The sequence below is a fragment of the Labedella phragmitis genome, assembly GCF_004078635.1.
Lineage (GTDB): Bacteria > Actinomycetota > Actinomycetes > Actinomycetales > Microbacteriaceae > Labedella > Labedella phragmitis.
Genome location: NZ_RZNB01000001.1, coordinates 855,842 through 878,090, shown reverse-complemented (window position 1 = coordinate 878,090; position 22,249 = coordinate 855,842). Strand labels below are relative to the sequence as shown.

At 70.3% G+C, this 22,249-nt stretch carries 19 protein-coding genes; 9 read left to right on the top strand and 10 right to left on the bottom strand.

Features of this window, described 5'->3' with window-relative positions:
- The first annotated feature begins 108 nt into the window (after positions 1-108).
- The 5 genes from ELQ90_RS04250 (at position 109) to ELQ90_RS04230 (ending at position 5,948) form a co-directional block, all read left to right on the top strand.
- The gene (locus ELQ90_RS04250; RefSeq protein ID WP_128493983.1) at positions 109-1,593 is read left to right on the top strand and encodes a sugar porter family MFS transporter; all 1,485 of its coding nucleotides are present in this window, start codon (positions 109-111) and stop codon (positions 1,591-1,593) included.
- A gap of 80 nt (positions 1,594-1,673) precedes the next feature.
- Complete coding sequence (locus tag ELQ90_RS04245; RefSeq protein ID WP_128493982.1) at positions 1,674-3,542, top strand: glycoside hydrolase family 15 protein; 1,869 nt, start codon at positions 1,674-1,676, stop codon at positions 3,540-3,542.
- The gene (locus ELQ90_RS04240; protein WP_128493981.1) at positions 3,539-4,408 is read left to right on the top strand and encodes an SMP-30/gluconolactonase/LRE family protein; all 870 of its coding nucleotides are present in this window, start codon (positions 3,539-3,541) and stop codon (positions 4,406-4,408) included. Before ELQ90_RS04245 ends, ELQ90_RS04240 begins: the two co-directional genes overlap by 4 nt.
- A 125-nt stretch (positions 4,409-4,533) precedes the next feature.
- Positions 4,534-5,334: an SDR family NAD(P)-dependent oxidoreductase gene (locus tag ELQ90_RS04235; RefSeq protein WP_128493980.1), complete on the top strand. Its 801-nt coding sequence runs from the start codon at positions 4,534-4,536 to the stop codon at positions 5,332-5,334.
- Positions 5,335-5,402: 68 nt separating this feature from the next.
- Complete coding sequence (locus ELQ90_RS04230) at positions 5,403-5,948, top strand: Dps family protein (protein ID WP_128493979.1); 546 nt, start codon at positions 5,403-5,405, stop codon at positions 5,946-5,948.
- Between the two features lie 76 nt (positions 5,949-6,024).
- Here the strand turns inward: ELQ90_RS04230 and ELQ90_RS04225 are convergent, their stop codons facing one another.
- Positions 6,025-6,228 carry a hypervirulence associated TUDOR domain-containing protein gene (locus ELQ90_RS04225; protein ID WP_128493978.1) on the bottom strand — a complete coding sequence of 68 codons (204 nt, stop codon included), beginning with the start codon at positions 6,226-6,228 and terminating at the stop codon, positions 6,025-6,027.
- Between the two features lie 144 nt (positions 6,229-6,372).
- Between ELQ90_RS04225 and ELQ90_RS04220 the strand changes: the two genes are divergently transcribed.
- The gene (locus ELQ90_RS04220; RefSeq protein ID WP_128493977.1) at positions 6,373-6,786 is read left to right on the top strand and encodes an ATP-binding protein; all 414 of its coding nucleotides are present in this window, start codon (positions 6,373-6,375) and stop codon (positions 6,784-6,786) included.
- 10 nt (positions 6,787-6,796) lie between these two features.
- Positions 6,797-8,110, top strand: a complete 1,314-nt coding sequence (locus ELQ90_RS04215) for a PP2C family protein-serine/threonine phosphatase (protein ID WP_128493976.1) — start codon at positions 6,797-6,799, stop codon at positions 8,108-8,110.
- Positions 8,111-8,122: 12 nt separating this feature from the next.
- Here the strand turns inward: ELQ90_RS04215 and ELQ90_RS04210 are convergent, their stop codons facing one another.
- Positions 8,123-8,788, bottom strand: a complete 666-nt coding sequence (locus ELQ90_RS04210) for a TetR/AcrR family transcriptional regulator (protein ID WP_128493975.1) — start codon at positions 8,786-8,788, stop codon at positions 8,123-8,125.
- A gap of 108 nt (positions 8,789-8,896) precedes the next feature.
- Here ELQ90_RS04210 and ELQ90_RS04205 point away from each other — a divergent pair, with 108 nt between their 5' ends.
- Both ELQ90_RS04205 and ELQ90_RS04200 read left to right on the top strand, forming a co-directional pair.
- The gene (locus ELQ90_RS04205; RefSeq protein WP_128493974.1) at positions 8,897-11,674 is read left to right on the top strand and encodes an MMPL family transporter; all 2,778 of its coding nucleotides are present in this window, start codon (positions 8,897-8,899) and stop codon (positions 11,672-11,674) included.
- Positions 11,671-13,680, top strand: a complete 2,010-nt coding sequence (locus tag ELQ90_RS04200) for a YhgE/Pip domain-containing protein (RefSeq protein WP_128493973.1) — start codon at positions 11,671-11,673, stop codon at positions 13,678-13,680. The genes ELQ90_RS04205 and ELQ90_RS04200 overlap by 4 nt, the downstream gene beginning before the upstream one ends.
- A 40-nt stretch (positions 13,681-13,720) precedes the next feature.
- Here ELQ90_RS04200 and ELQ90_RS04195 read toward each other — a convergent pair whose 3' ends face one another.
- The 8 genes from ELQ90_RS04195 to ELQ90_RS04160 all read right to left on the bottom strand — a co-directional run bounded on the left by ELQ90_RS04195 (position 13,721) and on the right by ELQ90_RS04160 (position 21,914).
- Positions 13,721-14,671, bottom strand: a complete 951-nt coding sequence (locus tag ELQ90_RS04195; RefSeq protein ID WP_243695989.1) for an SDR family NAD(P)-dependent oxidoreductase — start codon at positions 14,669-14,671, stop codon at positions 13,721-13,723.
- Complete coding sequence (locus ELQ90_RS04190) at positions 14,668-14,967, bottom strand: chorismate mutase (protein ID WP_128493972.1); 300 nt, start codon at positions 14,965-14,967, stop codon at positions 14,668-14,670. The genes ELQ90_RS04195 and ELQ90_RS04190 overlap by 4 nt, the downstream gene beginning before the upstream one ends.
- Before the next feature lie 29 nt (positions 14,968-14,996).
- Positions 14,997-16,385 carry an FtsX-like permease family protein gene (locus tag ELQ90_RS04185; RefSeq protein ID WP_128493971.1) on the bottom strand — a complete coding sequence of 463 codons (1,389 nt, stop codon included), beginning with the start codon at positions 16,383-16,385 and terminating at the stop codon, positions 14,997-14,999.
- A 5-nt stretch (positions 16,386-16,390) separates the two neighbouring features.
- Complete coding sequence (locus ELQ90_RS04180) at positions 16,391-17,221, bottom strand: ABC transporter ATP-binding protein (protein WP_128493970.1); 831 nt, start codon at positions 17,219-17,221, stop codon at positions 16,391-16,393.
- A gap of 235 nt (positions 17,222-17,456) precedes the next feature.
- A complete protein-coding gene (locus tag ELQ90_RS04175) occupies positions 17,457-18,410 on the bottom strand; it encodes a DMT family transporter (protein WP_243695988.1) in 954 nt (317 codons plus the stop codon).
- A gap of 127 nt (positions 18,411-18,537) precedes the next feature.
- Positions 18,538-19,170, bottom strand: coding sequence for a GNAT family N-acetyltransferase (locus ELQ90_RS04170; RefSeq protein WP_128493969.1), 633 nt, complete (start codon positions 19,168-19,170; stop codon positions 18,538-18,540).
- Between the two features lie 57 nt (positions 19,171-19,227).
- Positions 19,228-20,256, bottom strand: coding sequence for an agmatine deiminase family protein (locus ELQ90_RS04165; RefSeq protein ID WP_166408821.1), 1,029 nt, complete (start codon positions 20,254-20,256; stop codon positions 19,228-19,230).
- Positions 20,253-21,914: an amidohydrolase gene (locus ELQ90_RS04160; RefSeq protein ID WP_243695987.1), complete on the bottom strand. Its 1,662-nt coding sequence runs from the start codon at positions 21,912-21,914 to the stop codon at positions 20,253-20,255. Before ELQ90_RS04160 ends, ELQ90_RS04165 begins: the two co-directional genes overlap by 4 nt.
- Positions 21,915-22,249 lie beyond the last annotated feature (335 nt).

Sequence of the window (22,249 nt, the reverse complement as noted above, 5' to 3'; positions counted from 1 at the left end):
ATTCGTCGTCTCGCGGCGCATCGCCGGTGCGCGACCGGAGGTCTATCGTTCCGCGACACGCTTGTCCACCCTCGCCCCCACGACCGACGACGCGACTAGCGTGTGCGAGTGGCTGAACAGACGGACAACACAGACGACACCCGCTTCACCGTGAGAACACCCTACGGCCGACGAGCGGTCGTGCTCTCCGTCGCGGCCGCCGTCGGTGGTTTCCTCTTCGGCTTCGACAGCTCCGTCATCAACGGCGCGGTCGACTCCATCGACGGGAACTTCGAGCTCGGCAGCGCGCTCACCGGTTTCATCGTGGCCGTCGCCCTCCTCGGCTGTGCACTCGGCGCGATCGTCGCCGGCGGGCTCTCCGACCGTTACGGCCGCCTGCGCGTCATGTTCATCGGCGCGATCATGTTCTTCGCGAGCTCCATCGGCTCGGCGCTCACCTTCAGCCCGTGGGATCTCGTCGTCTGGCGCATCGTCGGCGGTATCGGCATCGGTATCGCCTCCGTCGTCGCTCCCGCGTACATCGCCGAGATCGCGCCGCGTCAGATCCGCGGGAGCCTCGGCTCGCTCCAGCAGCTCGCCATCACGCTCGGCATCTTCGCGGCGCTCCTGAGCGACGCGGTCCTCGCCAACACGGCGGGCGGCGCGTCTGAGCAGCTCTGGTGGGGTCTCGAGGCCTGGCGCTGGATGTTCCTCGTCGGCGTCGTCCCCTCCATCGTGTACGGGGTCCTCGCCTTCACGATGCCGGAGTCGCCGCGTTACCTGCTGGCGAAGGGGCGCACGGACGAGGCACGGGCGATCTTCGCGCGCCTCGTGCCGGAGGACGATCTCGATCGTGCGGTGCGCGACATCCAGACCGCGATCGACGAGGACAAGAAGCACGCGAACGCGTCGCTCCGCGGTAAGGCATTCGGTCTGCAGCCCATCGTGTGGGTGGGCATCACCCTGTCGGTGTTCCAGCAGTTCGTGGGCATCAACGTGATCTTCTACTACTCGACGAGCCTCTGGAAGGCCGTCGGCTTCAGCGAGTCCGACTCGCTGCTCGTGAGCGTCATCACGTCCGTGACGAACGTGCTCGTGACGATCGTGGCGATCGTGCTCGTCGACCGCATCGGGCGGAAGCCCATCCTCCTGAGCGGCTCAGCCCTCATGACGCTCTCGCTCGCGGCGATGGCCCTCGCGTTCTCGTTCTCGGAGGGCTCGGGCGACGACGTGTCGCTCCCCGGGGCGTGGGGTCCTGTCGCGCTCGTCGCCGCGAACCTCTTCGTCGTCGGATTCGGCGCGTCGTGGGGTCCGCTCGTCTGGGTGCTGCTCGGGGAGATCTTCCCGACCCGGATCCGCGCGAAGGCCCTCGGTGTCGCCGCCGCAGCCCAGTGGATCGCTAACTTCCTCGTGACGGTCTCGTTCCCGCCGCTGTCCGACTTCTCCCTGCCGTTCACGTACGGCATGTACGCGGCGCTCGCGTTGCTCTCCGGCCTCTACGTGTGGCGGAAGATCCCCGAGACGAACGGCATGGAGCTCGAGCACGCCGAGACGCTCTTCGCCGACTCCGACAAGGCGAGGGCGAAGGCCAAGGCCGACAAGTCGCGTTCCTGAGCCGGTCGACGGGACTGCCGCTCCCCCGCGACCGGCGCAAGTCCCCGCGCGCGACGGCGGGGCATGCCTAGGGTGAAGGGATGCAGCCTCGCACGCCGCCGGACCCGGACGACTACGCCCCCCTGCGCGATTACGCCGTGATCGGCGACGGCCGGACGGCCGCCCTCATCCGCTCCGATGGTCGGATCGACTGGATGGGCGTGCCCGCTCTCGACGGCGTTCCCGTGTTCGCGTCGCTGCTCGACGAGACCGGCGGCGGCCGCGTCGAGTTGCGACCGGTCGGCGACTTCCGCTCGTCCCGTCGCTACGTGCGGGGGACGAACGTGCTCGAGACGACCTTCACGACCGACACGGGGACCGTGCGTGTCACCGACGCCCTGGTCACCGGGATCGCGGGGCCGCTGCCGTGGACCGAACTCTCCCGCCGGATCGAGGGGTTGTCGGGCACCGTCGACATGCGATGGGCGGTGCGCCCGGGGACCGCCCTGGGGACGGCGTCCCCATGGGTCGAGGATCTCCCGTCGAGAGCTCGTGACCCCGAGGCGGAGGAGGGGAACGTCGGTGGTGCGGCGTGCACGGTGCTCCACGTCGACGGCGCGTCCCTCGCCGTCTCCGGTGAGGGGCATGGCCCGCACGACCGGACGGGACCGGAACCCGGGCGGCAGGCCGGCGCGGATGGTGACGGCATGCCGACGGGGTCCTTCACGACCTCGGACGGGTCGACGCACGCACTGATCATCACGGGCACGCTCGACGAACCGCTCCACGTGGCGGAGCCCGGGGCGGCCGTCCGCCGCGTCGACCGCACGATCGAGGAGTGGCGGCAGTGGTCGCGCACGTTCGCGTACGACGGGCCATGGGCCGACTCCGTCCACCGCAGCGCCCTCGCGCTCAAGCTCCTCATCCACAGCCAGACGGGCGCGATCGCCGCGGCGGTGACGACGTCGCTCCCGGAGAGCCGCGGCGGCGGCAAGAACTGGGACTACCGGTTCGCGTGGGTGCGCGACCTCGCGTACACGACGCGAGCGCTCGTGCGTTTCGGGCTCCGCGAGGAGACGCATTCCGCGCTGTCCTGGATCCTGCGAGCCGTGAAGTCCGACGGCGCCCGCCTCCGCGTCTTCTTCGACCTCCGCGGCGAGGACCCTGAGGCACCCGTCGAGCACAACGCCCCCGGGTGGCGCGGTATGGGACCCGTCGTGTCGGGCAACCCCGCGGGATCGCAACTGCAGCTCGGCGTGTACGGCGACCTCATCGACATCGCGCGCCAGCACGTCGCGGGCGGGAATGTGCTCGACGTCCCCACCCGTCGGCTCCTCGCGCAGGTCGCCGACGTCACGTGCGACCTGTGGCGGCACCCGGACTCGGGGATGTGGGAGCTCCCGGACCTCCGCCGCCACACGTCGTCGATGATGGGTTGCTGGCAAGCGCTCGACGGCGCCGTCCACCTCGCGGACGCGGGTGGCCTCACGGGAAGCGTCGAGCGGTGGCGGACGGAGCGCGATCGCATCCACGCGTGGGTGTGGGAGAACTGCTGGTCCGAGGAGAGGCAGGCGTGGACGATGCACCCGGGTGGCGACGAGCTCGACACCTCCGTGCTCCTGCACGCGCCGAGCGGCTTCGACCGCGGTGAGCGCATGTCGTCGACCATCGACGCGATCCTCGCGGAGCTCGGGACGGACGGTCCGCCGTACCGCTATACGGGCATCGAATCCGAGGAGTTCCCCTTCGTGGCGTGCGGCTTCTGGGTCGCCTCCGCCCTCGCGTGCGTCGGTCGCGGCGACGAGGCGCACGCCTTCATGGAGCGGATGATCGCCCTCGCGAACGACGTCGGCCTCTACTCCGAGATGATCGACCCGGATACGGGCGAGTTCTGGGGCAACCTGCCGCAAGGGCTCAGCCACCTCGCGCTCATCAACGCCGCCATCACGATCGAGGAGACCACGAGATGACCATGCGCACCTTCCGCTCCACCGGGGCCGAGCTCGTCGAGAGCCTCTACTGGGACGCCGGTCGGCGGGCGATCTGCTGGGTGGACATCCCTGCCGGCAGGCTCCACGTGAGCCCGATCGATGGGCCGACCGACGGCTCCGCTGACACCGTCGTCGACCTCCCGCCCCCGGTGTCCGCCGTGCAGCCGCGGCGTGGGGGTGGGTTCGTGGTCGCGGGCGACCGCAATCGCGTCCTCCTCCTCGAGGAGCGGGGCGCGATCGAACGCGAGCTCGCCGTGCTGCCCCTCACCTCCGGGTCGGTCCGCGTGAACGAGAGCAAGGTGGACCCGTTCGGCGACTTCATCGTCGGCGGGGTGAACGAGGGCGGCGACGGCCCGATCGCGGAGATCCACCGCGTGTCCCCCGACGGCACGGTGTCGCTGCTCGCGAGCGGTTTCGGCACCACGAACGGCTTCGAGTGGAACGACGACGGCACCGAGATGATCCTCACGGACAGCGACCTCTCGACGGTCTTCCGAGCGCCGTACCCCCGCACCGGTCCTCTCGGCGAGCGCGCGCCGTACCTCGAGGGCCGCCCGTCCGACGGCATCGTCCGCGACGTGGACGGCTACCTCTGGAACGGCCTCTACGGCGAGGGCGTCGTCGTACGCTGGGCGCCAGACGGCTCGATCGATCGGACCGTCGAGGTGCCGGCACCCAACGTCACGAGCGTGACGCTCGGTGGCGACGACCTCCGCACCCTCGTCGTCGGCACGGCCCGGGAGAACGTGTCGCCGGAGGACCTCGAGAGGAGCCCGGACAGCGGCGGGATCTTCACGCTGCAGGTCGACGTCCCGGGTCGCCCGGTCTTCGCGTTCGCGGGCTGAGAAGAAGACGCGCAGGAGAGCCGTCAGGTTGACGCGTCGATCCTGGATGTGCAACCCCCTGCGATCCCGGCGCGACCGGAGGAGGGTTGATCCGGGCGCATCGGGCGTCCGCGGACAGGAGTCGAATGGACCTCGGAATCACCGGACGCGTCGCCCTCGTGACGGGCGGCGACTCGGGGATCGGTTGGCACACGGCCCAGACCCTGCTCGCCGAGGGCGCCATCGTCGTGATCTCCGACCGGGAGCAGGGACGTCTCGACGAAGCCGCGGCGGCCCTCGACGCAGCCGAGGGGCGACTCTTCGCGTTCGCCGCCGACGTCACGAGCGTCGACGAGCTCGCCGCGCTGCACACGAAGACCCGCAAAGTCGTCGGCGAGATCGACATCCTCGTCCAGTCCTCCGGCGTCACCGGGGCCCAGGGCCTCTTCCACGAGATCGACGACGCCGGCTGGGTCGACACGATCGAGACCGACCTGTTCGGACCGGTGCGGCTGGTGCGCGAGTTCCTTCCGGATCTCCGCTCGGGAGGGTGGGGGCGACTCGTCCTCATCGCGAGCGAGGACGCCGTGCAGCCGTACGACGACGAGCTGCCCTACTGCTCGGCGAAGGCCGGGATCCTCGCCCTGTCTAAGGGCCTCTCCCGCAGCTACGCGTCGGAGGGACTGCTCGTCAACGCGGTCTCGCCCGCGTTCATCCACACGCCCATGACCGACGCGATGATGGAGAAGCGCGCGGAGCAGCGCGGCACCGACGTGGACGAGGCGATCGCGTCGTTCCTCGAGGAGGAGCGTCCGTACCTGGAGCTCGGCCGTCGGGGCCGCCCGGAGGAGGTCGCGAGCGTCATCGCCTTCCTCTGCTCGGATCTCGCCTCGTTCGTGAACGGATCGAACTACCGCGTCGACGCCGGATCCGTCGCCACCATCTGACCCACCGTCCCACCGACCACCACCACCGAAAGACGCCGCGAACGTCGCGGCACGAAGGAGAAGAAGGAATGACCGACACTCTCGAACGCACGACCACCGCTCCCGCCGACGCCGGCGGCAAGAAGACACGCCGCCAGAACGCCGAGAAGGGCTTCGTCGCCTCGAAGGAACTCACGGACTGCATGCAGGCCGTGCTCGTCGACCTCATCGAACTGCACCTCCAGGGCAAGCAGGCCCACTGGAACGTCGTCGGCAAGAACTTCCGCGACCTGCACCTGCAGCTCGATGAGATCATCGACGCGGCGCGCGAGTTCAGCGACGAGGTGGCCGAGCGGCTGCGCGCGCTGCATGCCGTCCCGGACGGCCGCAGCGACACCGTCTCGGCGACGACGACGCTTCCCGAGTTCCCGCACGGCGAGATCGACACGGCCGAGACCGTCGACCTCGTCGTCCAGCGCCTCGAGGCCGTCGTCGGCACGATGCGCGAGGTGCACGACACCGTCGACGAGAACGACCCGACGAGCGCCGACATCCTGCACGGCATCATCGAGAAGCTCGAGCAGTACGCGTGGATGGTGGGCGCGGAGAACCGCGTCGCCACGCGCGTCAGCTAGCGGCTGCCGACCCGCGTGCGGGCTCCGTCCTCCGCCTCTCAGGGGTGGAGGACGGAACCCGCACATCTGTGTGTCGTCACTCCTTCGTGAGCGACGACTCCTTGTGAGCGGCCTGCTTGCCGGACTTCTCCGACTCGACGATCCAGTACGGGTCGTCCTTCGTGGGCTTGAACGTCTGCCCGTCGAATTCGAACTCGCTCACGCGCTTGCGCACTGTCGTGCCGTACGTCGTGCCTTGCGAGGTGTTCCACGAGATCCTGTCGCCTTCGGAGAGTGCCATGCGGCAACGGTACGGCGGCGGCCGGGCGCTCCGGAACCCGTTGCGGAACCCCGAGAGCGCCCCGGACGGGGGTTCGTGAGGGGGCGGACAGCATCGGGCTTCACGGCTAGGGTGAGTGTCAGGTTCACCGAGGGCGGAGGAAGCATGACCGAGCACTCGCTCCTGCTGAGCTCTCCTCCCGGCGACGTCGACGACGTGCACGGCTTCCTCGAAGGCGTCTGGTCGTCGAACCCCGGAGTGGTGCCCACCGATCGCATGGCGTTCGAGACGGCCGTCATCGAACTCGCCTCGAACGTCATCCAGCATGCCGACGACGGTGGTGGCGTGACATGGCATCTCACGGTGACCTGTTCTCCCGAGTCCCTCACGGCCACCCTGTACGACGGCGGGGTCAGCGCCGACCTCTCCCTCCACGACCGCTCTCTTCCTGACCCCCTGTCGGAGAGCGGGCGCGGACTGGCGTTCGTGCAGATGCTCGTCGACACCCTCGACTATCGCAACTCGGAGCGCGGCAACGAGTGGAGCATCTCGAAGAGGCGCAGTGACACGCACGATTGACTCTCCCCGTGTGAGCCGTTCGCCACTGACAGGGTCCCTCGACCGGTGGTTCGCCTCGCCGTCCGCACTCCTGCGGCAGACGCCCATCACCGTCATCTTCGTCGTCGCGACGATCGCGAGCATCGGCATGCCGACCCTCGTCGTCACGAGCGTCCCGGGGCTCGTGTCCGGTCTCCTCGTCATCGGGGTCGCGACAGCGCTCGCCGCTCTCGTCTCCAGGCGACCTCAACTCTCGCGCTATCTGAGTATCATCCCGGCCCTGGATTTCATCGCGATCGGCGTCCTGCGGTTCGCCACCGGCGAGAGCCGGTCGATCTTCGTGTCCCTCGTCGTGCTCCCGGTCGTGTGGTTCGCCGTGGAGGCGGGCAGACGCTACGTCGTCTATGCGTTCCTCGGCGTCTGCGTCGTGCTCCTCCTCCCCTTCGTCCTGGGCGGTGACGAAGCGATCCTCCTGAGGGAGATCATCCGCAGTGCCTTCAGCGCGGTGTCGTTCGGCATTGCCGCCGCCATCATCAACGAAGTGTCGAAACAGGCCCGGCTTCGCCTCGAGACCGTGCGGGAGCGTGAGCGGGAAGCCTCGAGCGAACTCTCGAAAGCGGCCGACGTGCAGCAGTCGCTGCTCCCCCCGCCCCTCGACGCCCTCAGCGGGTGGAGCATCGCGGGCGCGTGCGTGCCGTCGCGAGCGATCGGCGGCGACTTCTTCGACTGGTATCGGACCGATGAAGGGCTCGCGTTCACGATCGGCGACGTCATGGGGAAAGGGGCGGGCGCCGGGATCATCGCGGCCACCGTCCGCGCCGTCGTACGGAGCGCTCGCACCGAGATCGACCCGACGGTTGCACTCGAACGGGCCTCGAACATGCTCGCGACCGAACTCGGCGACGCCGTCGTGTTCGCGACCCTCTTCCATGCACGTCTCCGGACCGACGCCGCAGTGCTCGCCTACTCGGACGGCGGGCACGGTCTCGGAATCATCGTGAGGGCCGACGGATCGTGGGAGCGGCTCGTGTCGGACGGTCTCCCGGTCGGCATAGCGCTCGACGGGGGCTGGTCGACGCGCGAGGTGAGGCTGCAGACCGGCGACATGGTCGTCGTGTTCAGCGACGGCGTCCTCGACCTCTATGACGACGCGCTCGAGGCGATCGAAGCAATCGCCGCACTCGCCGCTGACGCGCCGCATCCGCACGCTCTCGTTGACTGGGTGGCGGGAGAAGCACGCAGACAGCACCTCCCCGACGACGTGACGATCGTCGCGATCCGCCGGGAGCAGGAGATCGCCGGCTCCGTTCCGAGCGACCACGCGCACGCCGCAGGCACGCGCTGACTCACACCGCGATCAGTCCTCGGCCGGCTCCGTGACAAGGTGTACGTAGGCGACGATCGCATCGAAGTCGAGGGAGTCGCCCGTGCTCTCCGCACCGGTGGCGCCCTCGCCGACGAGCATCTGCTCCTCGGTGATGGCGCTCGAGAGCGCGATGAGCGTGCGCGAGATGAGACGGATGTCGCCGACGAATCGCAGCCCCGCGCCGAGGGTGATGGTCTCGAGCATGTCGCCGACGCGCTCGTTGAGGCGACGCGTGAAGTCGAGGTAGCGCGTCGCGATGTCGCCGTTGCGCATCGCGAGCAGGCGGTACTCGGCGACGATGCGGTGCCAGTTCGCCTCCCCCCTGACGAACTGGATCATGGTGCGCACGACCTCCGCGACGTCCTCGCCGTTCGGAGCGCTCGTGGGGAAGACCTCCCGAGCGATGTCGGTCGCTCGCGCGAGCGTCTTGTCGACCTCGCGATCGGAGAGCGCGAAGAAGAGTTCCTCTTTCGACTCGAAGTTGGAGTAGAACGCCCCGCGTGAGAAGCCGGCGCGTTCGCAGATGGCCTCGACGGAGGCGGTGTGCACACCGACCTCGGCGAAGACCTCGAACGCCGCGTCCATGAGGCGTTCACGCGTGCGGCGACGGCGCTCCGAGTCGGCGGCCGGAGGCGACACATCGACGTCTGTGGACATCTGAGCCTTTCCTGTGCGGGATTGCGATACACCAGTGTATCGAATACATTCGTGTATCGGATACGCCGGTGTATCGAAATCCTATCCATCCCTTCTTCAGGAGACCGCGTGTCCTCACTGTTGTACTCGCTCGGGCGCTGGGCGTTCCGCATGCGCAAGACCGTCGTCGCGATCTGGATCATCATCCTCGCGCTCGCGGGCGGATCCGCCCTCCTCTTCCAGCAGGGCACGGAGACGAGCTTCTCGATCCCGGGCACGGAGTCGCAGGAGGCGCTCGACAGCCTCAGCGCGACCTTCCCCCAGGTGAGCGGCGCGACGGCGCAGATCGTCGTCGTCGCACCCGACGGCAAGACGGTCGAGGACGACGAGGTGACGGGCGCGATCGAGGACGCCGTGACCGAGATCGACGACCTCCCGGACGTCGACTCCGCCGTCTCCCCCTTCGACGAAAACGTCGACGGGGCGATCTCCGAGGACGAGCAGGCCGCGATCATCCGCATCCAGTTCGACGGGCAGCGCGGGGAGATCGGACAGTCGACGATCGACGGCGTCACCGACGCCGCCGCGACGCTCTCCGACGACCTGCCGGAGGGATCGCAGGCGGCTCTCGGCGGCGAGCTCTACAGCAACGCCATCCCCGCACTCAGCCTCGTGGAGCTCGTGGGCGTCGGCGTCGCACTCGTCGTGCTCATCGTCACGTTCGGCTCCTTCCTGGCCGCCGGCATGCCGCTGCTGACGGCCATCCTCGGCGTGGGGATCACGATCTCCCTCATCCTCGTCTCGACCGCGTTCGCCGACATCTCGTCGACGACGCCGATGCTCGCGCTCATGCTCGGCCTCGCCGTCGGCATCGACTACGCGCTCTTCATCATCTCGAGGCATCAGGACCAGATGAAACGGGGGATGGACCCCGAGGAGTCCACCGCCCAGTCCGTCGCGACCGCGGGCTCCGCCGTCATCTTCGCGGGCCTCACGGTCATCATCGCGCTCGTGGGCCTCGCCGTCGCCAACATCCCGTTCCTGACGGTGATGGGCGTCGCCGCCGCCGTCGGCGTGGGGATCGGCGTCATCATCTCCCTCACCCTCATCCCGGCCCTGCTCGGCTTCGCCGGCAAGCGCGTCGTCGCCAAGAAGTACCGCTCGATCACGAACGACAACCTCGCCCACGCGTCCACGACCGACGATCCGGCCGCCGGCAACCGCTTCTTCCGCGGCTGGGTGCGCGCCGCCACCCGCTGGCCGATCGTGACCATCGTCGTCGTGGTCGGAGCCGTCGCACTCCTCGCGCTGCCCGCGATGGGGCTGCGGCTCGCGCTGCCCGATGCCGGCGCGCTCCCCCAGGACGATCCCGCGCGTGTGAGCTACGACCTCGCGTCGGAGCACTTCGGCGAGGGCTTCAACGGTCCCCTCATCGTCACGGGCACGATCGTCGAGAGCACCGACCCGCTCGGCCTCATGGACGATCTCAAGTCGGAGCTCGAGGACCTCGACGGCGTCGCCGCCGTGCCGCTCGCGACGCCCAACATGACGGCCGACACCGGCATCATCCAGGTGGTGCCGGAGGGCGCCCCCGACTCGGAGGAGACCAAGGCGCTCGTCGCGGAGATCCGTGACATGCACGACTACTTCCTCGAGGAGTACGACGTCGACCTGTCGGTCACGGGCTTCACGGCCGTCGGCATCGACATCTCCGACCTGCTCGGCCGCGCCCTGCTGCCGTTCGGCATCCTCGTCGTCGGCCTCTCGCTCGTGCTGCTCACGATGGTGTTCCGCTCGATCTGGGTCCCCGTCACGGCGGCTCTCGGGTACCTGCTGTCGGTGCTGGCGTCGTTCGGCGTCGTCGCGCTCGTGTTCGAGAACGGCGTCGGCGCGGACCTGTTGCACGTCGCGAACACCGGGCCGGTGATCAGCTTCATGCCGATCATCCTCATGGGTGTGCTCTTCGGTCTCGCAATGGACTACGAGGTCTTCCTCGTCGCCCGCATGCGGGAGGACTACGTGCACTCGGGAGACGCCCGGCGCTCGATCACGACGGGCTTCCTCGGCTCCGCGAAGGTCGTCACGGCCGCGGCGGTCATCATGTTCGCGGTGTTCGCGGCCTTCGTTCCCGAGGGCGACACGAACATCAAGCCGATCGCGCTCGGACTCGCGACGGGTGTCTTCATCGACGCCTTCGTCGTGCGGATGACGCTCATCCCGGCGATCCTCGCGTTGCTCGGCGAGCGAGCGTGGTGGATCCCGAAGCGGCTCGACCGTGCCCTCCCCCGCTTCGACGTCGAGGGCGAGGGCATCCACAAGGAGCTCGCCCTCCGTGACTTCGGCGGCGACGACATCGCGATCGCCGCGCAAGGCGTCCGCGTCGCGACGGACGACGCGACCATCCTCGACGATCTCTCTCTCATCGTGCCCGTCGGCGGATCCGCCGTGGTCTCGGGGTCGTCGCCCCACGAGGTCTCGGCCGCGCTCCTGGCACTGACAGGTCGACTCGAGATCTCGGACGGCCGCCTCAAGGTCGCGGGGCTCCCGCTCCCGGTCCGCGCGAGCGGAGTCCGCTCCCGCACCGGCTACGTCGATCTCGCCCGGTCTGAGGACCCCGTCATCGCCTTGCGCCGCAGTCTCGCGGAGCGGCCGTCGGTGCTCGCGGTCGACGGCGTCGACGTCGTGACCGATAGCGCCGAGCGGGGACGCATTTGCGATCTCCTCCGCGCCACGGCGACGGCCGAGTCGCGCTCGGGAACGGGCACGGCCCTCCTGCTCGGGACGACCGGGGACACGAGCGACGTGCTCCCGACACCGGGCATCACCCACCGGCTCTCGGGCTCCGTCACCACGCCGCCGGCCCCATCGACAGACTCTCGACACGCAGGAACGCAGGTACGCGCATGAGCACCCCCGTGAGCATTCTCGAACGCGCCGGCAGCCACCGCCGCATCGGCTGGCCGTCCATCCTCGGCATCATCCTCGTCCCCCTCGTGGTCGCGGGAATCCTCGTCTGGGCCCTCTGGAACCCGGAGGAGCGCCTCCCCCAGGTGACGGCTGCCATCGTCAACAACGACGAGCCCGTCGAGCTCGACGGCCAGCAAGTGCCCCTCGGCCGTCAGCTCTCGGCCGGTCTCGTGGGCAACGACGACCCGAACTACGATTGGGTGATCACCGACGAGGACGACGCCGACGCCGGCCTCGCGGACGGCAGCTACGTCGCCGTCGTGACGATCCCGGAGAACTTCTCCGAGGCGGCGACCTCGGTCGGCGGCGAGCCGGACGACGCCGAGCAGGCGACGATCGACGTCACGACGTCCGACCGAACGCGTCTCGTCGACGACGCCCTCACGGCGACCATCACGTCCACGGCGGCGTCGCTCACGGGTCGTGAACTCACGACGTCGTACCTCGAGAACATCTACCTCGGCTTCAACACGCTCGGCGACCAGCTCGGCGAGGCCGCCGACGGCGCGCAGCAGACCGCGGACGGCGCCGACGAGCTCGCATCGGGTGCCGACGAGTTGGCCACCGGAACCGGTGAACTCGCGACGGGCGCCGACGCCCTTGCGACGGGGGCTGACGGTCTCGCCAGTGGGGCTAGCGGGCTTGCCGACGGTGCGAGCCAGTTGAACGGTGGCGCGCAGCAGCTGGCGGGTGGGCTCGGCGATCTCGCCGAGAGCACGTCCGGGTTCCCCGATGACCCGGACAAGGCGAAAAGTGACGCCGCCGGCATCGTGAGCCTCGCAGGCAACACCACCGCTCTCGCTGCCGGGGTCAAGCAGCAGACGCAAGCTCTTCAGCGTCTCGCCGCCGGTTGCATCGAGGCAGGCGGGGATGTCGAATTCTGCGGACAGCTTGGCGCGATCGTGAACGGGACGCCCGGGTCCACGCCGGCCAACCCCGGTCTTGTCGGATCGTCCGCCGGCCTGAGCGCGATCGCGGGCGGCGTGGAGGATCTATCTGCCACCCTCCCCGCACTCGTGTCCAGCCTCCCCGCACTCAAGTCCGGCATTGCGCAGCTCGCCGACGGCGGCGCGCAACTCGCCTCCGGAACGAGTGAGCTCTCGAGCGGCGCGAGCCAGCTGTCGTCCGGTGCGTCGCAGTACGCGGATGGTGTCCACCAGTTCTCCGACGGCGTCACGCAGCTCGCCGACGGCACGTCGACCCTCGCGGAGGGCTCCGGCCAGCTCGCGGACGGCGTCGGACAGCTCGCCGACGGTCTCGACCAGGCCGTCGAGTCGCTCCCGACGTACGACGAGTCGGAGCGCGAGAACCTCGCGTCCGTCGTCGCGGACCCGGTCGCGACCGAGGGCGGCGACGTCGACTTCGGGTCGAAGGGCGCCCCGTTCTACGCGGTGCTCGCCTTGTGGCTCGGCGCGTTCGCCTCGTTCGTCCTGCTGCGTGCGGTGCCGACGACCCTCGTGGGCTCGACGCGATCGTCGGTCGGCCTCGTGCTCCGCTCCTTCCTCCCCGCGGGAATCGCAGGAGCGATCCAGGGCGTGCTCGTCGCGGGCGTGCTCCAGTTGCAGCTCGAGTTCGGCGTCGCGGAATGGTTCGGCTTCGCGGGGCTGCTCGCCCTCGCCGGGGTGGCGTTCGCCGCGGTCATGCAGGCCCTCATCGCGGTCTTCGGCGGCGCGGGTCGCTTCATCGCCATGATCGTCGCCCTCGTGACGCTCGCGACGGGCATCGTCGCGACGGTGCCGGGGGCCCTCGACGCGGTCTTCGGCTTCCTCCCGGTCGCTCCGGCGCAAGAGGCCATCCGCGGGATCGTCGCCGACACGTCGGGACTCGCCCCCGCGATCCTCGCCCTCGTGCTCTGGACGCTCGGTGCGCTCATCGTCTCGACGATCCGCGTCGCGACCGAGCGGACCGTCCCGGCCCGGCGCTTCGCCCCCACCCCCGTACATTGATTTGGCGATGGTGCGCGTAACTACGCGCACCATCGCCGCATCAATGGGGGGAGAGGGGGAGGAGGGGGGCGCCGGTCGCCCGTTCGCTCTCCGCCCAGATCGCGGCGGCCGTCGCGCGGTCGCGGACGACGCCCGCGGGCGTCTCGCGGACCGGAGCGCCCTTGACGAGGTAGCGCGGCCCGAACGACTCGCCGCCGTCGGCAGCCGGGTCGATCGCCGCGCGCACCGTCGGCCAGGCGCCGCGATCCTTCCCCTGCGTGAAGGACGCCTGCAGGTTGTCGACGAAGCGCTGACCGACCCCCGGTTCGTTCACGCCGCGCACGATCGGCGTGCGGCCGGTGATGGAGTAGCCCGGGTGGGCGACGAGCGCGCGCGTGCCGCGGCCGGAGGCGCGCAGGCGTCGGTCGAGCTCGAGTCCGAACGACCAAGCCATGATCTTCGACTGCGCGTAGGCGCGCCAGCCCGTGTACCGCCGCTCGAGCTGCAGGTCGTCGACGTCGAGCCGGACGAGTCGCGTCGCGATGCTGCCGAGCGTCACGACTCGAGCGCCCGGTGTGCGCTCGAGCACATCGAGCACTCCCCCGACGAGGGCGAAATGCCCGAAATGGTTCGTCGCCCCGACGAGCTCGAGCCCGTCGGCCGTGACGGTGCGCCCCCTCGGCGGATGCACCGCGCCCGCGTTCGTGATGAGCACATCGAGCCGGTCGAGCCGCGAGAGCTCGCCCGCCGCCTCCCTCACAGAGGAGAGATCGGCGGTGTCGAGGCGAACGACGTCGACCTGGGCCCCGGTCACCGCCCGACGGATCGCCGCGCGCGCGTTCGCCGCCCGCTTCTCGTCACGGCAGGCGAGGACGACGCGGGCACCGGCGCGAGCGAGCTGCAGAGAGGTGAAGAAACCGAGCCCAGCATTCGCACCCGTGACCACCGCCGTCCTGCCTGCTTGCGAGGGGAGCCGCTCGGGATCCCAGCGCTCCGACGGCGCCACGCTCACGCCCGTTCCGACGCGATCTGTTCGTGGTGGTGGATGACCTCCGCCACCACGAACGAGAACCACTTCTCGGCGAACGCGGGGTCGAGCTCGCTCTCCTCGGCGAGCGCCCTGAGCCGCTCGACCTGCTGCGACTCGCGCGAGGGATCGGCAGCCGGGAGGCCGTGCGTCGCCTTCAGGTGCCCCACCTCCTGCGTGCACTTGAAGCGCTCCGCGAGGAGGTGCACGAGAGCAGCGTCGATGTTGTCGATGCTCTTGCGCAAGCGGGTGAGCTGGGCTGTGACGTCGCTATCCGGCATACCGAAACCCTATCCGCCGGGGCGGGCGCTCAGCCGAGCGAACGCTCCGGATGTGCGAGCACGTTCGTGAGGATCGGCCGCGTCGCGAGGAGGGAGAGCCGCACGAGGGCGAGACCGAGGACGAAGCAGATCGCGATGACCAGGAGCGAGAGCGGAGCCATGATGAGCGTCAGTCCCGCGAGCGGGAACACGAGCAGCGCACCGAGGAGCGCCGAGCCGATCGCCACGAACAGGAGCGGCAGCATGACCGAGCGCACGCGCGCGGTGTCCATCGTCGAGACGGGCATGCCGACGCGGTCGAGGCTCACGTAGAGGTCCCGCCGGTCGAGCACGGCCGCCGCCTGACCGACACCGACGGAGCATGCGACCATCACGAACGAGGCAACGAGCGTGATGAGCACTCCCGTGCGGATGTCCGCGATGAAGAGCGCCTCGGAGGTGGAGTGCGCGGAGAACGACTCGAGGAGCGCCGTCCCCGTCCCGGCCACGACGGCGACGAAGCTCGTCATCGCCACGCCGCCGACGAGGCGCCACGCGGCCTTCGGCGACTCGAGGATCCCGCGGGCGGAGATGAGCTGCTCGGCGGTCTTCGCCCGGCGCAATCGCACCTTCGCGAAGATCGACAACGCGAAAGGACCGACGAGACCGAGGACGGCGACGGAGGCCGCGAACGCGCCGACGAGGGCTCCGACGAGGATCGCGACGTCGGTGATGACGCCGAGGCTGCTGAGCGTCGCGTAGGCGACCGCGACGATGATCGCTCCGACGAGCAGGCGCACCCACGACGTGTGCGGTGCGCGCTGCTTGAGCCGGACACCGAGCGGGGAGACGACGACGGCGCGGAGACCGACGACCGAGCTCACGGCAGCGAGGAGGGCGACCCCCACCACGACGCCGAGGATCGCGAGCGGGCCCGTCCAGATGGCGGTGGGTCCGATGGGACCGCCGCCGAACGGGATGAGTCCGACGAGCGGCATGCTGACGAGGTAGAGCACGACTCCGGCGATCGCGCCGAGGAACGCGAGCGCCGTCGACTCGACGACGGTCACGAGGGTGACCGTCCCGGTCGTTGCGCCGAGGAGTCGGAGCGTCGCCAGACGGTCGTCGCGCCGCCGCGCGGACAGCCGGGCCGCCGCTCCGCCGAGCGTCGCGAGCGGGACGATGAGGAGCGCGATGGCGAGCAGGCTCAGCATCTGGAAAGCGGGAGCGTTCTCGTCCGTCCGCTGCCAGAACATGAGCACGCCGCCGAGCACGATGAGGAGGAGCGCGGTCGTGACGGCGAAAGCGACGATCGGCAGGGCGACGGTCGCGGGACTCGCGGCGCCCGGACGCGCGAGCATCCACGCGAGACGCGCGATGGGAGCGCGCCCGGTCGGCCGGGACGACGCCGACGTGGGCGTGGGCGCTGGAGGGGCCATGGTGCTCATCGTCCGGACTCCCATCCGGCGCCGCCGAACGCGGGGCCGTCGGTCGTCGGCACGTGGGCGATCGCGGTCGTCGTCGTCGAGGCGGCGGCCGGACCGGCGAAGGCGCCGGGCGCCGGCACGGTCGATCGCGAGGACGCCGCTCCCGCCGAATCGCTCACGACCTGGCCGTCCGTGAGTCGCACGATGCGGGAGCACCGGGCGGCGACCTTCTCGTCGTGGGTCACGACGACGAGCGTGTGCCCTTGACCTGTGGTCGACCGCAGGAGCGCGTCCATGACGTCGACGCTCGTCGCGGAGTCGAGCGCCCCCGTCGGCTCGTCGGCGAAGATGAGGGTCGCGCCGCCGACCTGAGCGCGCGCGATCGCGACGCGTTGCGCCTGACCGCCCGAGAGCTCGCCGATGCGGCGTGCCTCCAGGCCGCGGAGTCCGAGGGCCGCGAGCCATGCGGCCGCGCGCGCCTCGGCGTCCGCTCGCGGGTAGCCGGAGAGGAGCAACGGCAGCGCGGCGTTCTCGACGGCGGTGAGCTCTGGCACGAGCAGTCCCTGCTGGAAGACGAAGCCGAACGCCTCGCGACGGAGGCGCGAACGCTCACCGTCCGACAGGGTCGAGAGATCGACGGTGCCCGTGGGCCCGGCGAAGCGGACGAAGCCGCCGTCGGGACGGAGGATGCCGGAGAGGCAGTGGAGGAGGCTCGTCTTGCCGGAACCGGACGCGCCCATGATGGCGACGGACTCGCCCTCCTGGATCACGAGGTCGACGCCCGCGAGGGCCGTCGTCGAGCCGTACCGGAGGACGAGGGACGAGGCATGGAGGAGTGGAGTGTTCATGCTCTCCAGCCTCGCGTCGGCCGAGCGATCGCGCGTCGCCCCACCGGCGCATCCCCGTCATCCCCCGGAGTGATCCTGGGTTGTCACGAATCCGCGGTCATCCGTCGCGAACACCGCTGATTCGTGACAACCAGCGGAAGCTCGGGCATGAGTGCGGCCGGGGGTCGGGTGCCGGGTGCTGGGTGCCGGGTGCCGGGGGTCGGGGGTCGGGTGCCGGGAGCCGGTTGAGAGCGGGTCAGGCGCCGCGCGGACGCGGGAGCCGGATGCGCTGCTGCGCGAGCAGGATGCCGAGGAAGATCACGAGGCCGCCGATCGGCTGGTTCCAGGAGAGCCGCTCTCCCAGGAGCACGATGCCGAGGACGACGCCCACGACGGGCGTGATGTAGGTGACGCTCGACGCGGGCGTCGGACCCCAGGCGTCGAACACGTTCATGTTCCACATGTACGCGACTCCCGTGCCGAGCACCCCGAGCGCGAGGAGACTCAACACGATCCAGACGTCGAGCCGGACCGGCGACCACGCCACGACAGGGGTCAGGACGACCATGATGAGCGCCGCGATCGAGATGTAGAGGAACGCCGCGGTGATCGGCTGGAGGGCGTAGGGGCTGAGGAAGCGGCGCATGTACCCGAAGGTGAAGCCGTAGCAGGCGACGGCACCGAGGCACGCGAGCTGCCCGCCGAGGTCACCGACGAGCGCCCCGACCTGCCACGGCGCGACGATCACGATGACGCCGACGAAGCCGAGGACGACCCCGACGACGCGACCGGCGTCGAACTTCTCCACCCGGAAGAGCAAGGCGGCGAAGAGCGCCGTCATGAGCGGCGTGATCGCGTTGTAGATCGAGGCCAGGCTCGACGAGACGTACTGCTCGGCCCACGCGAAGAGCTGATGCGGGATGACGGCGTAGAAGATCGCGACGACCGTGAGGTGGCCGTAGACCTTCGGGGAGCGCGGAAGTCGGACGCGCATCACGAGCGCGATGACGGCGAGGGTGAGCGCACCAAAGACGAGGCGTGCCCACGCGACCTGACCGAACGAGACGCCGTCGAGGGCGACCTTCATGAAGAGGAAGCTCGATCCCCAGACGAGGCCGAGGGCGAGGAACTGCACGGTGACGATGACGCCGGCGCGGCGGCCGGAGACGGAGGGGGCTGTGGCTGTCGGGGAGGTGTTCGTGGTGCTCACGGGACGACGCTACCGGTCGGCGCCGTGCCGCACCGGCGGCATTCGGTCACGGAAGCGCCACTTCCCGCCGCGGCGGGAAGTGGCGTCGGGGCCGAGCCGGTCTTGCCGCAGCGTACCGCGGCGAGCGTCAGCGGATCGGAAGCGGGCGGGTGTCGGCGGCGAGGCGGCACTCGAGGGCGGCGCGCACGTCGGGCCACTCCTCGGACAGGATCGAGTAGACCGCGGTATCGCGCCAGGATCCGTCTGCGCGGACGCGGTCGTGGCGGAGGACGCCCTCGAAGACGGCGCCGAGCTTGGCGATCGCCGCGCGCGACCGGGCGTTCCGCGCGTCGGCCTGCAGCTTGACACGGTCGAAGCCGTGGGAGAACGCGAGACCGAGGACGAGCAGCTTGCTCTCGACGTTGACCGACGTCGCCCAGACGCGCGGGTCGTAGGCCGTCCACCCGACGTGGGCCCCGCGGTTCACGACGTCGAGGTCCGCGAGCGACGTCGTGCCGAGGACGACGCGAGGGTTCTCGGGCGTCGACACGGTCGAGACGAGGAACGGGATGCCCGACGTCCACGGGTAGTACGCCTCGGCGAAGTCGAGGAACGCGGGCAGATCCTCGGGAAGACCGGCGGGACCGCCGCCGTATCCACCCGCGAACACCTCGGGGTGCGCGATCGCCGCGTGCAGCTCGGGCAGGTCGGAGCGGGTGAGCGGGGAGAGGACGACCGAGCGACCGGTCAACGTCTGCGGTTCGGGGAGACGAGCGTTCACGGCGCCAGTCTCCCACGTGGCCACCGGGGGGCGAGGCGCCCACCCCGTCGTGCGGCGTCAGGAGAGCGGGACGGGCTCGTTCTGTGTGATGCAGTGGATGCCGCCTCCGCGCGCGAAGATCGGCCGGGCGTCGACCGCGACGACCTCGCGGCCCGGGTACGCCTCCGCGAGCAGTTCCGCCGCGACGGCATCGTTCGGGTCGCCGAACACGCACGCGATGACGCCGCCGTTCACGGGCGTGTGGTTGATGTAGCTGTAGTCGACGAATCCCTCGTCGTCGCGCAGTGCGACCGGTGCGGGGACGCGCACGATCCGATACGCCTTCCCGTCGGCGTCGACGGCGTCGCCGAGCACCTCCATGACGCCGCGCATGATGGCGGCGTCCGGGTGCTCCTCCGACCGCTGGTCGTGCACGAGGAGCGTGCCGGCATCCGCGAAGGCGGCGACGATGTCGACGTGGCCGCGGGTGCCGTAGGTCTGGGCGTCCCGGTACAGGCCGCGGTCGAGCCAGATCACCCGATCGACGCCGAGGGTGCGCGCGAACTCGCGCTCGATGTCCTCCTCCGTGAGCCCCGGGTTGCGGAACGGATCGAGCTGGACCGAGCGGGTCGCCAGCACGGTGCCCCGCCCGTCCACGTGGATGCCGCCGCCCTCGTTGACGATGGGCGACGAGACGACCGGCACGCCCGCGAGCTCCGCGACGCGGCGCGCGGTGTGCTGGTCCTCCTCCCATCGGATGTCCGGCTGCTGCCCCCAGCCGTTGAAGCGCCAGTCCACGGCGGCGACGGTCCCGTCGGCGGCATGCACGAAAGTGGGTCCGCTGTCCCGCAACCAGCCGTCGTCGATCGCCACCTCGGCGATCTCGACGGCCTCCGACAACGCGCGGCGGGCGTCCGGGACGAACGCGGTCGGGACGAGCATCGTCACGGGCTGGAAGTCGACGATCGCGTTCGCGACGCCCGTCCACGCCGCGACGGCCGCCTCCGCCTCGTCCGCCCCCTGGCCGAAGGTCTCGGCCGGCGCCGGCCAGCCCATCCACGTCCGGACCTGCTCACCCGCCTCGTGGGGCATCCGCCAGGCGCTCACGCATCCACCCGTTCGTCCGCCCCGATGACAGGGACGCCGTCGACGAGGGTCAGGAGGACGGCCGAGGCGGCGAAGTCGTCCGGGTCGCTGTCGAGCGGATCGACAGCGAAGGCCGTGAGGTCGGCCGGGGCGCCGATGGCGAGTGTGCCGCCGACCGCTCCGATCGACGCGAAGGCGTGTGTCGTGTACCCCTCGAGGGCCTGCAGCGCCGAGACCGCCTGGTCGGGAAGGACGGGGGCGACGTGCGGCTTGAGAGCGGGGCGGCGCAGGATCGCATCGGCGATGGAGGCGCGTGCATCGTACGGTGCGACGGGCCAGTCGCTCCCGAGGGCGACCGTGACACCCGCGGCGCGGAGGTCCCCGATCCGCCACGCGCGATCCGCCCGCTCCGGACCGAGCCGCACCGACCAGTTATCGGTCTGGTCCGCGCGCGTGTAGTGCGTGCAGTGCGTCGGCTGCATGCTCGCGGCGATACCCGCCTCCGCGAACACGGCGAGCACGTCGTCCGGCAGCGTCTCGACGTGCTCGACGCGATGCTGGACCCCGGTGCGCGGGAGGGCGGCGAGCGTCCGCACGACGACCTCGATGGCCTTGTCGCCGATCGCGTGCGTCGCGGTCGGGATCCCCCGGTCGTGCAGCTCGGCCACCCGCCCTGCGTACTCGGCGGGGTCGAGCCACAAGGAGGCCGTGGACTCGCCGCGCGTATCGGGTTCGCGCAACCACGCCGTCCCATTGTCGATCGTGCCGTCGATCATGAGCTTCACGCCCTCGATCGCCCACCGGCGGCCGCGGCGACCCTGCAGGGAGACGAAGGCGTCGAACTCGACGTCGGTCATCCCGGGCACGCACATGGGCGAGATGCGGAGGCGGATGGGCAGCTCACCGCGCGCCTCGACGGCCTCGAGCACCGCGATGGCGTCGTCGTCGTGCATGTCCATGACGTGACCGGCCGTGATGCCCGTCCCGGCCATCCCCTCCAGCACCGCGACGAGGTGCGCGACGCGCTCGTCGAACGATTCCGTCGGCTTGATCGACTCGACGAGGCGCATGGCCTCGTTCTCGAGCAGGAGACCCGTCGGGCTGCCAGAGGCGTCGACGACGATGCGGGAGGCGTCGGAGAACTCCCGTTCACCCGCGATGCCCGCGCGATTCAGGGCCGCACGCGAGACGATCGCCGAGTGCGCGTCGAAGAGCATGACGAACGCAGGTCGACCCCCGAGCGCGTCGTCGAGGACGCCACCGTGGGGTTCGGTCGTGCCGAAGACGTTCGGGTCGAGCCCCCAACCGGAGACCCAGTCGTCGGCACCGACGCCGGCAGCGGCCTCGGCGAGAGCGACCGCGACGGCGTCGAGGTCCTCGCATCCGCTCAGGTCCACACCGCGAGCGAGTTCGAGTCCGGAGATCGGGTGGAGGTGGGCGTCGACGAGCCCCGGCGTCACGGCGGCGTCACCGAGATCGATGACCCGGACTCCTCCGTCGGCCCACGTCTCGGCGACGTCCCGACCGCCGGCCGCCACCACGACGCCGTCGCGGATCGCGAGCGCCTCGACGTCGCCGAGTTCGGGATCGAGCGTGTGCACGACGCGAGCGACGACCACGAGGTCGGGCCGGGTCCCGCCCGAGATCGTGGTGGAGTGCTGCTCGGGCGCTGGGGTCACGGCGGTCTCCGTCGTCGTCTAGGTGCCTGAATATCCGCTTCGTGCACGTATTTTCGAGCACATAGGGGATTTTCAGGGGTGGAGGCGGGCGAGCGTGGCCGCTCTCGGGGCGGGCCGGAGCGACGGTGGGCGATCCTCACCCTCGGGAATGGCGGGCCGCCAGCTCGCCGTCGCTCCGAACCCCGGGTGACGATTACGATACATCCGCACGGGTTTGAATGCCAGAGTCGGTTGCGAAAAAGGCGTCGCACCACGGAATCCGTTGAATCGACCGGTCGCGGGCTGAGTCTCGCGCGACTCGCGGAGTCGCGTCCGGCGCCAGGGCCCGTCCCCGT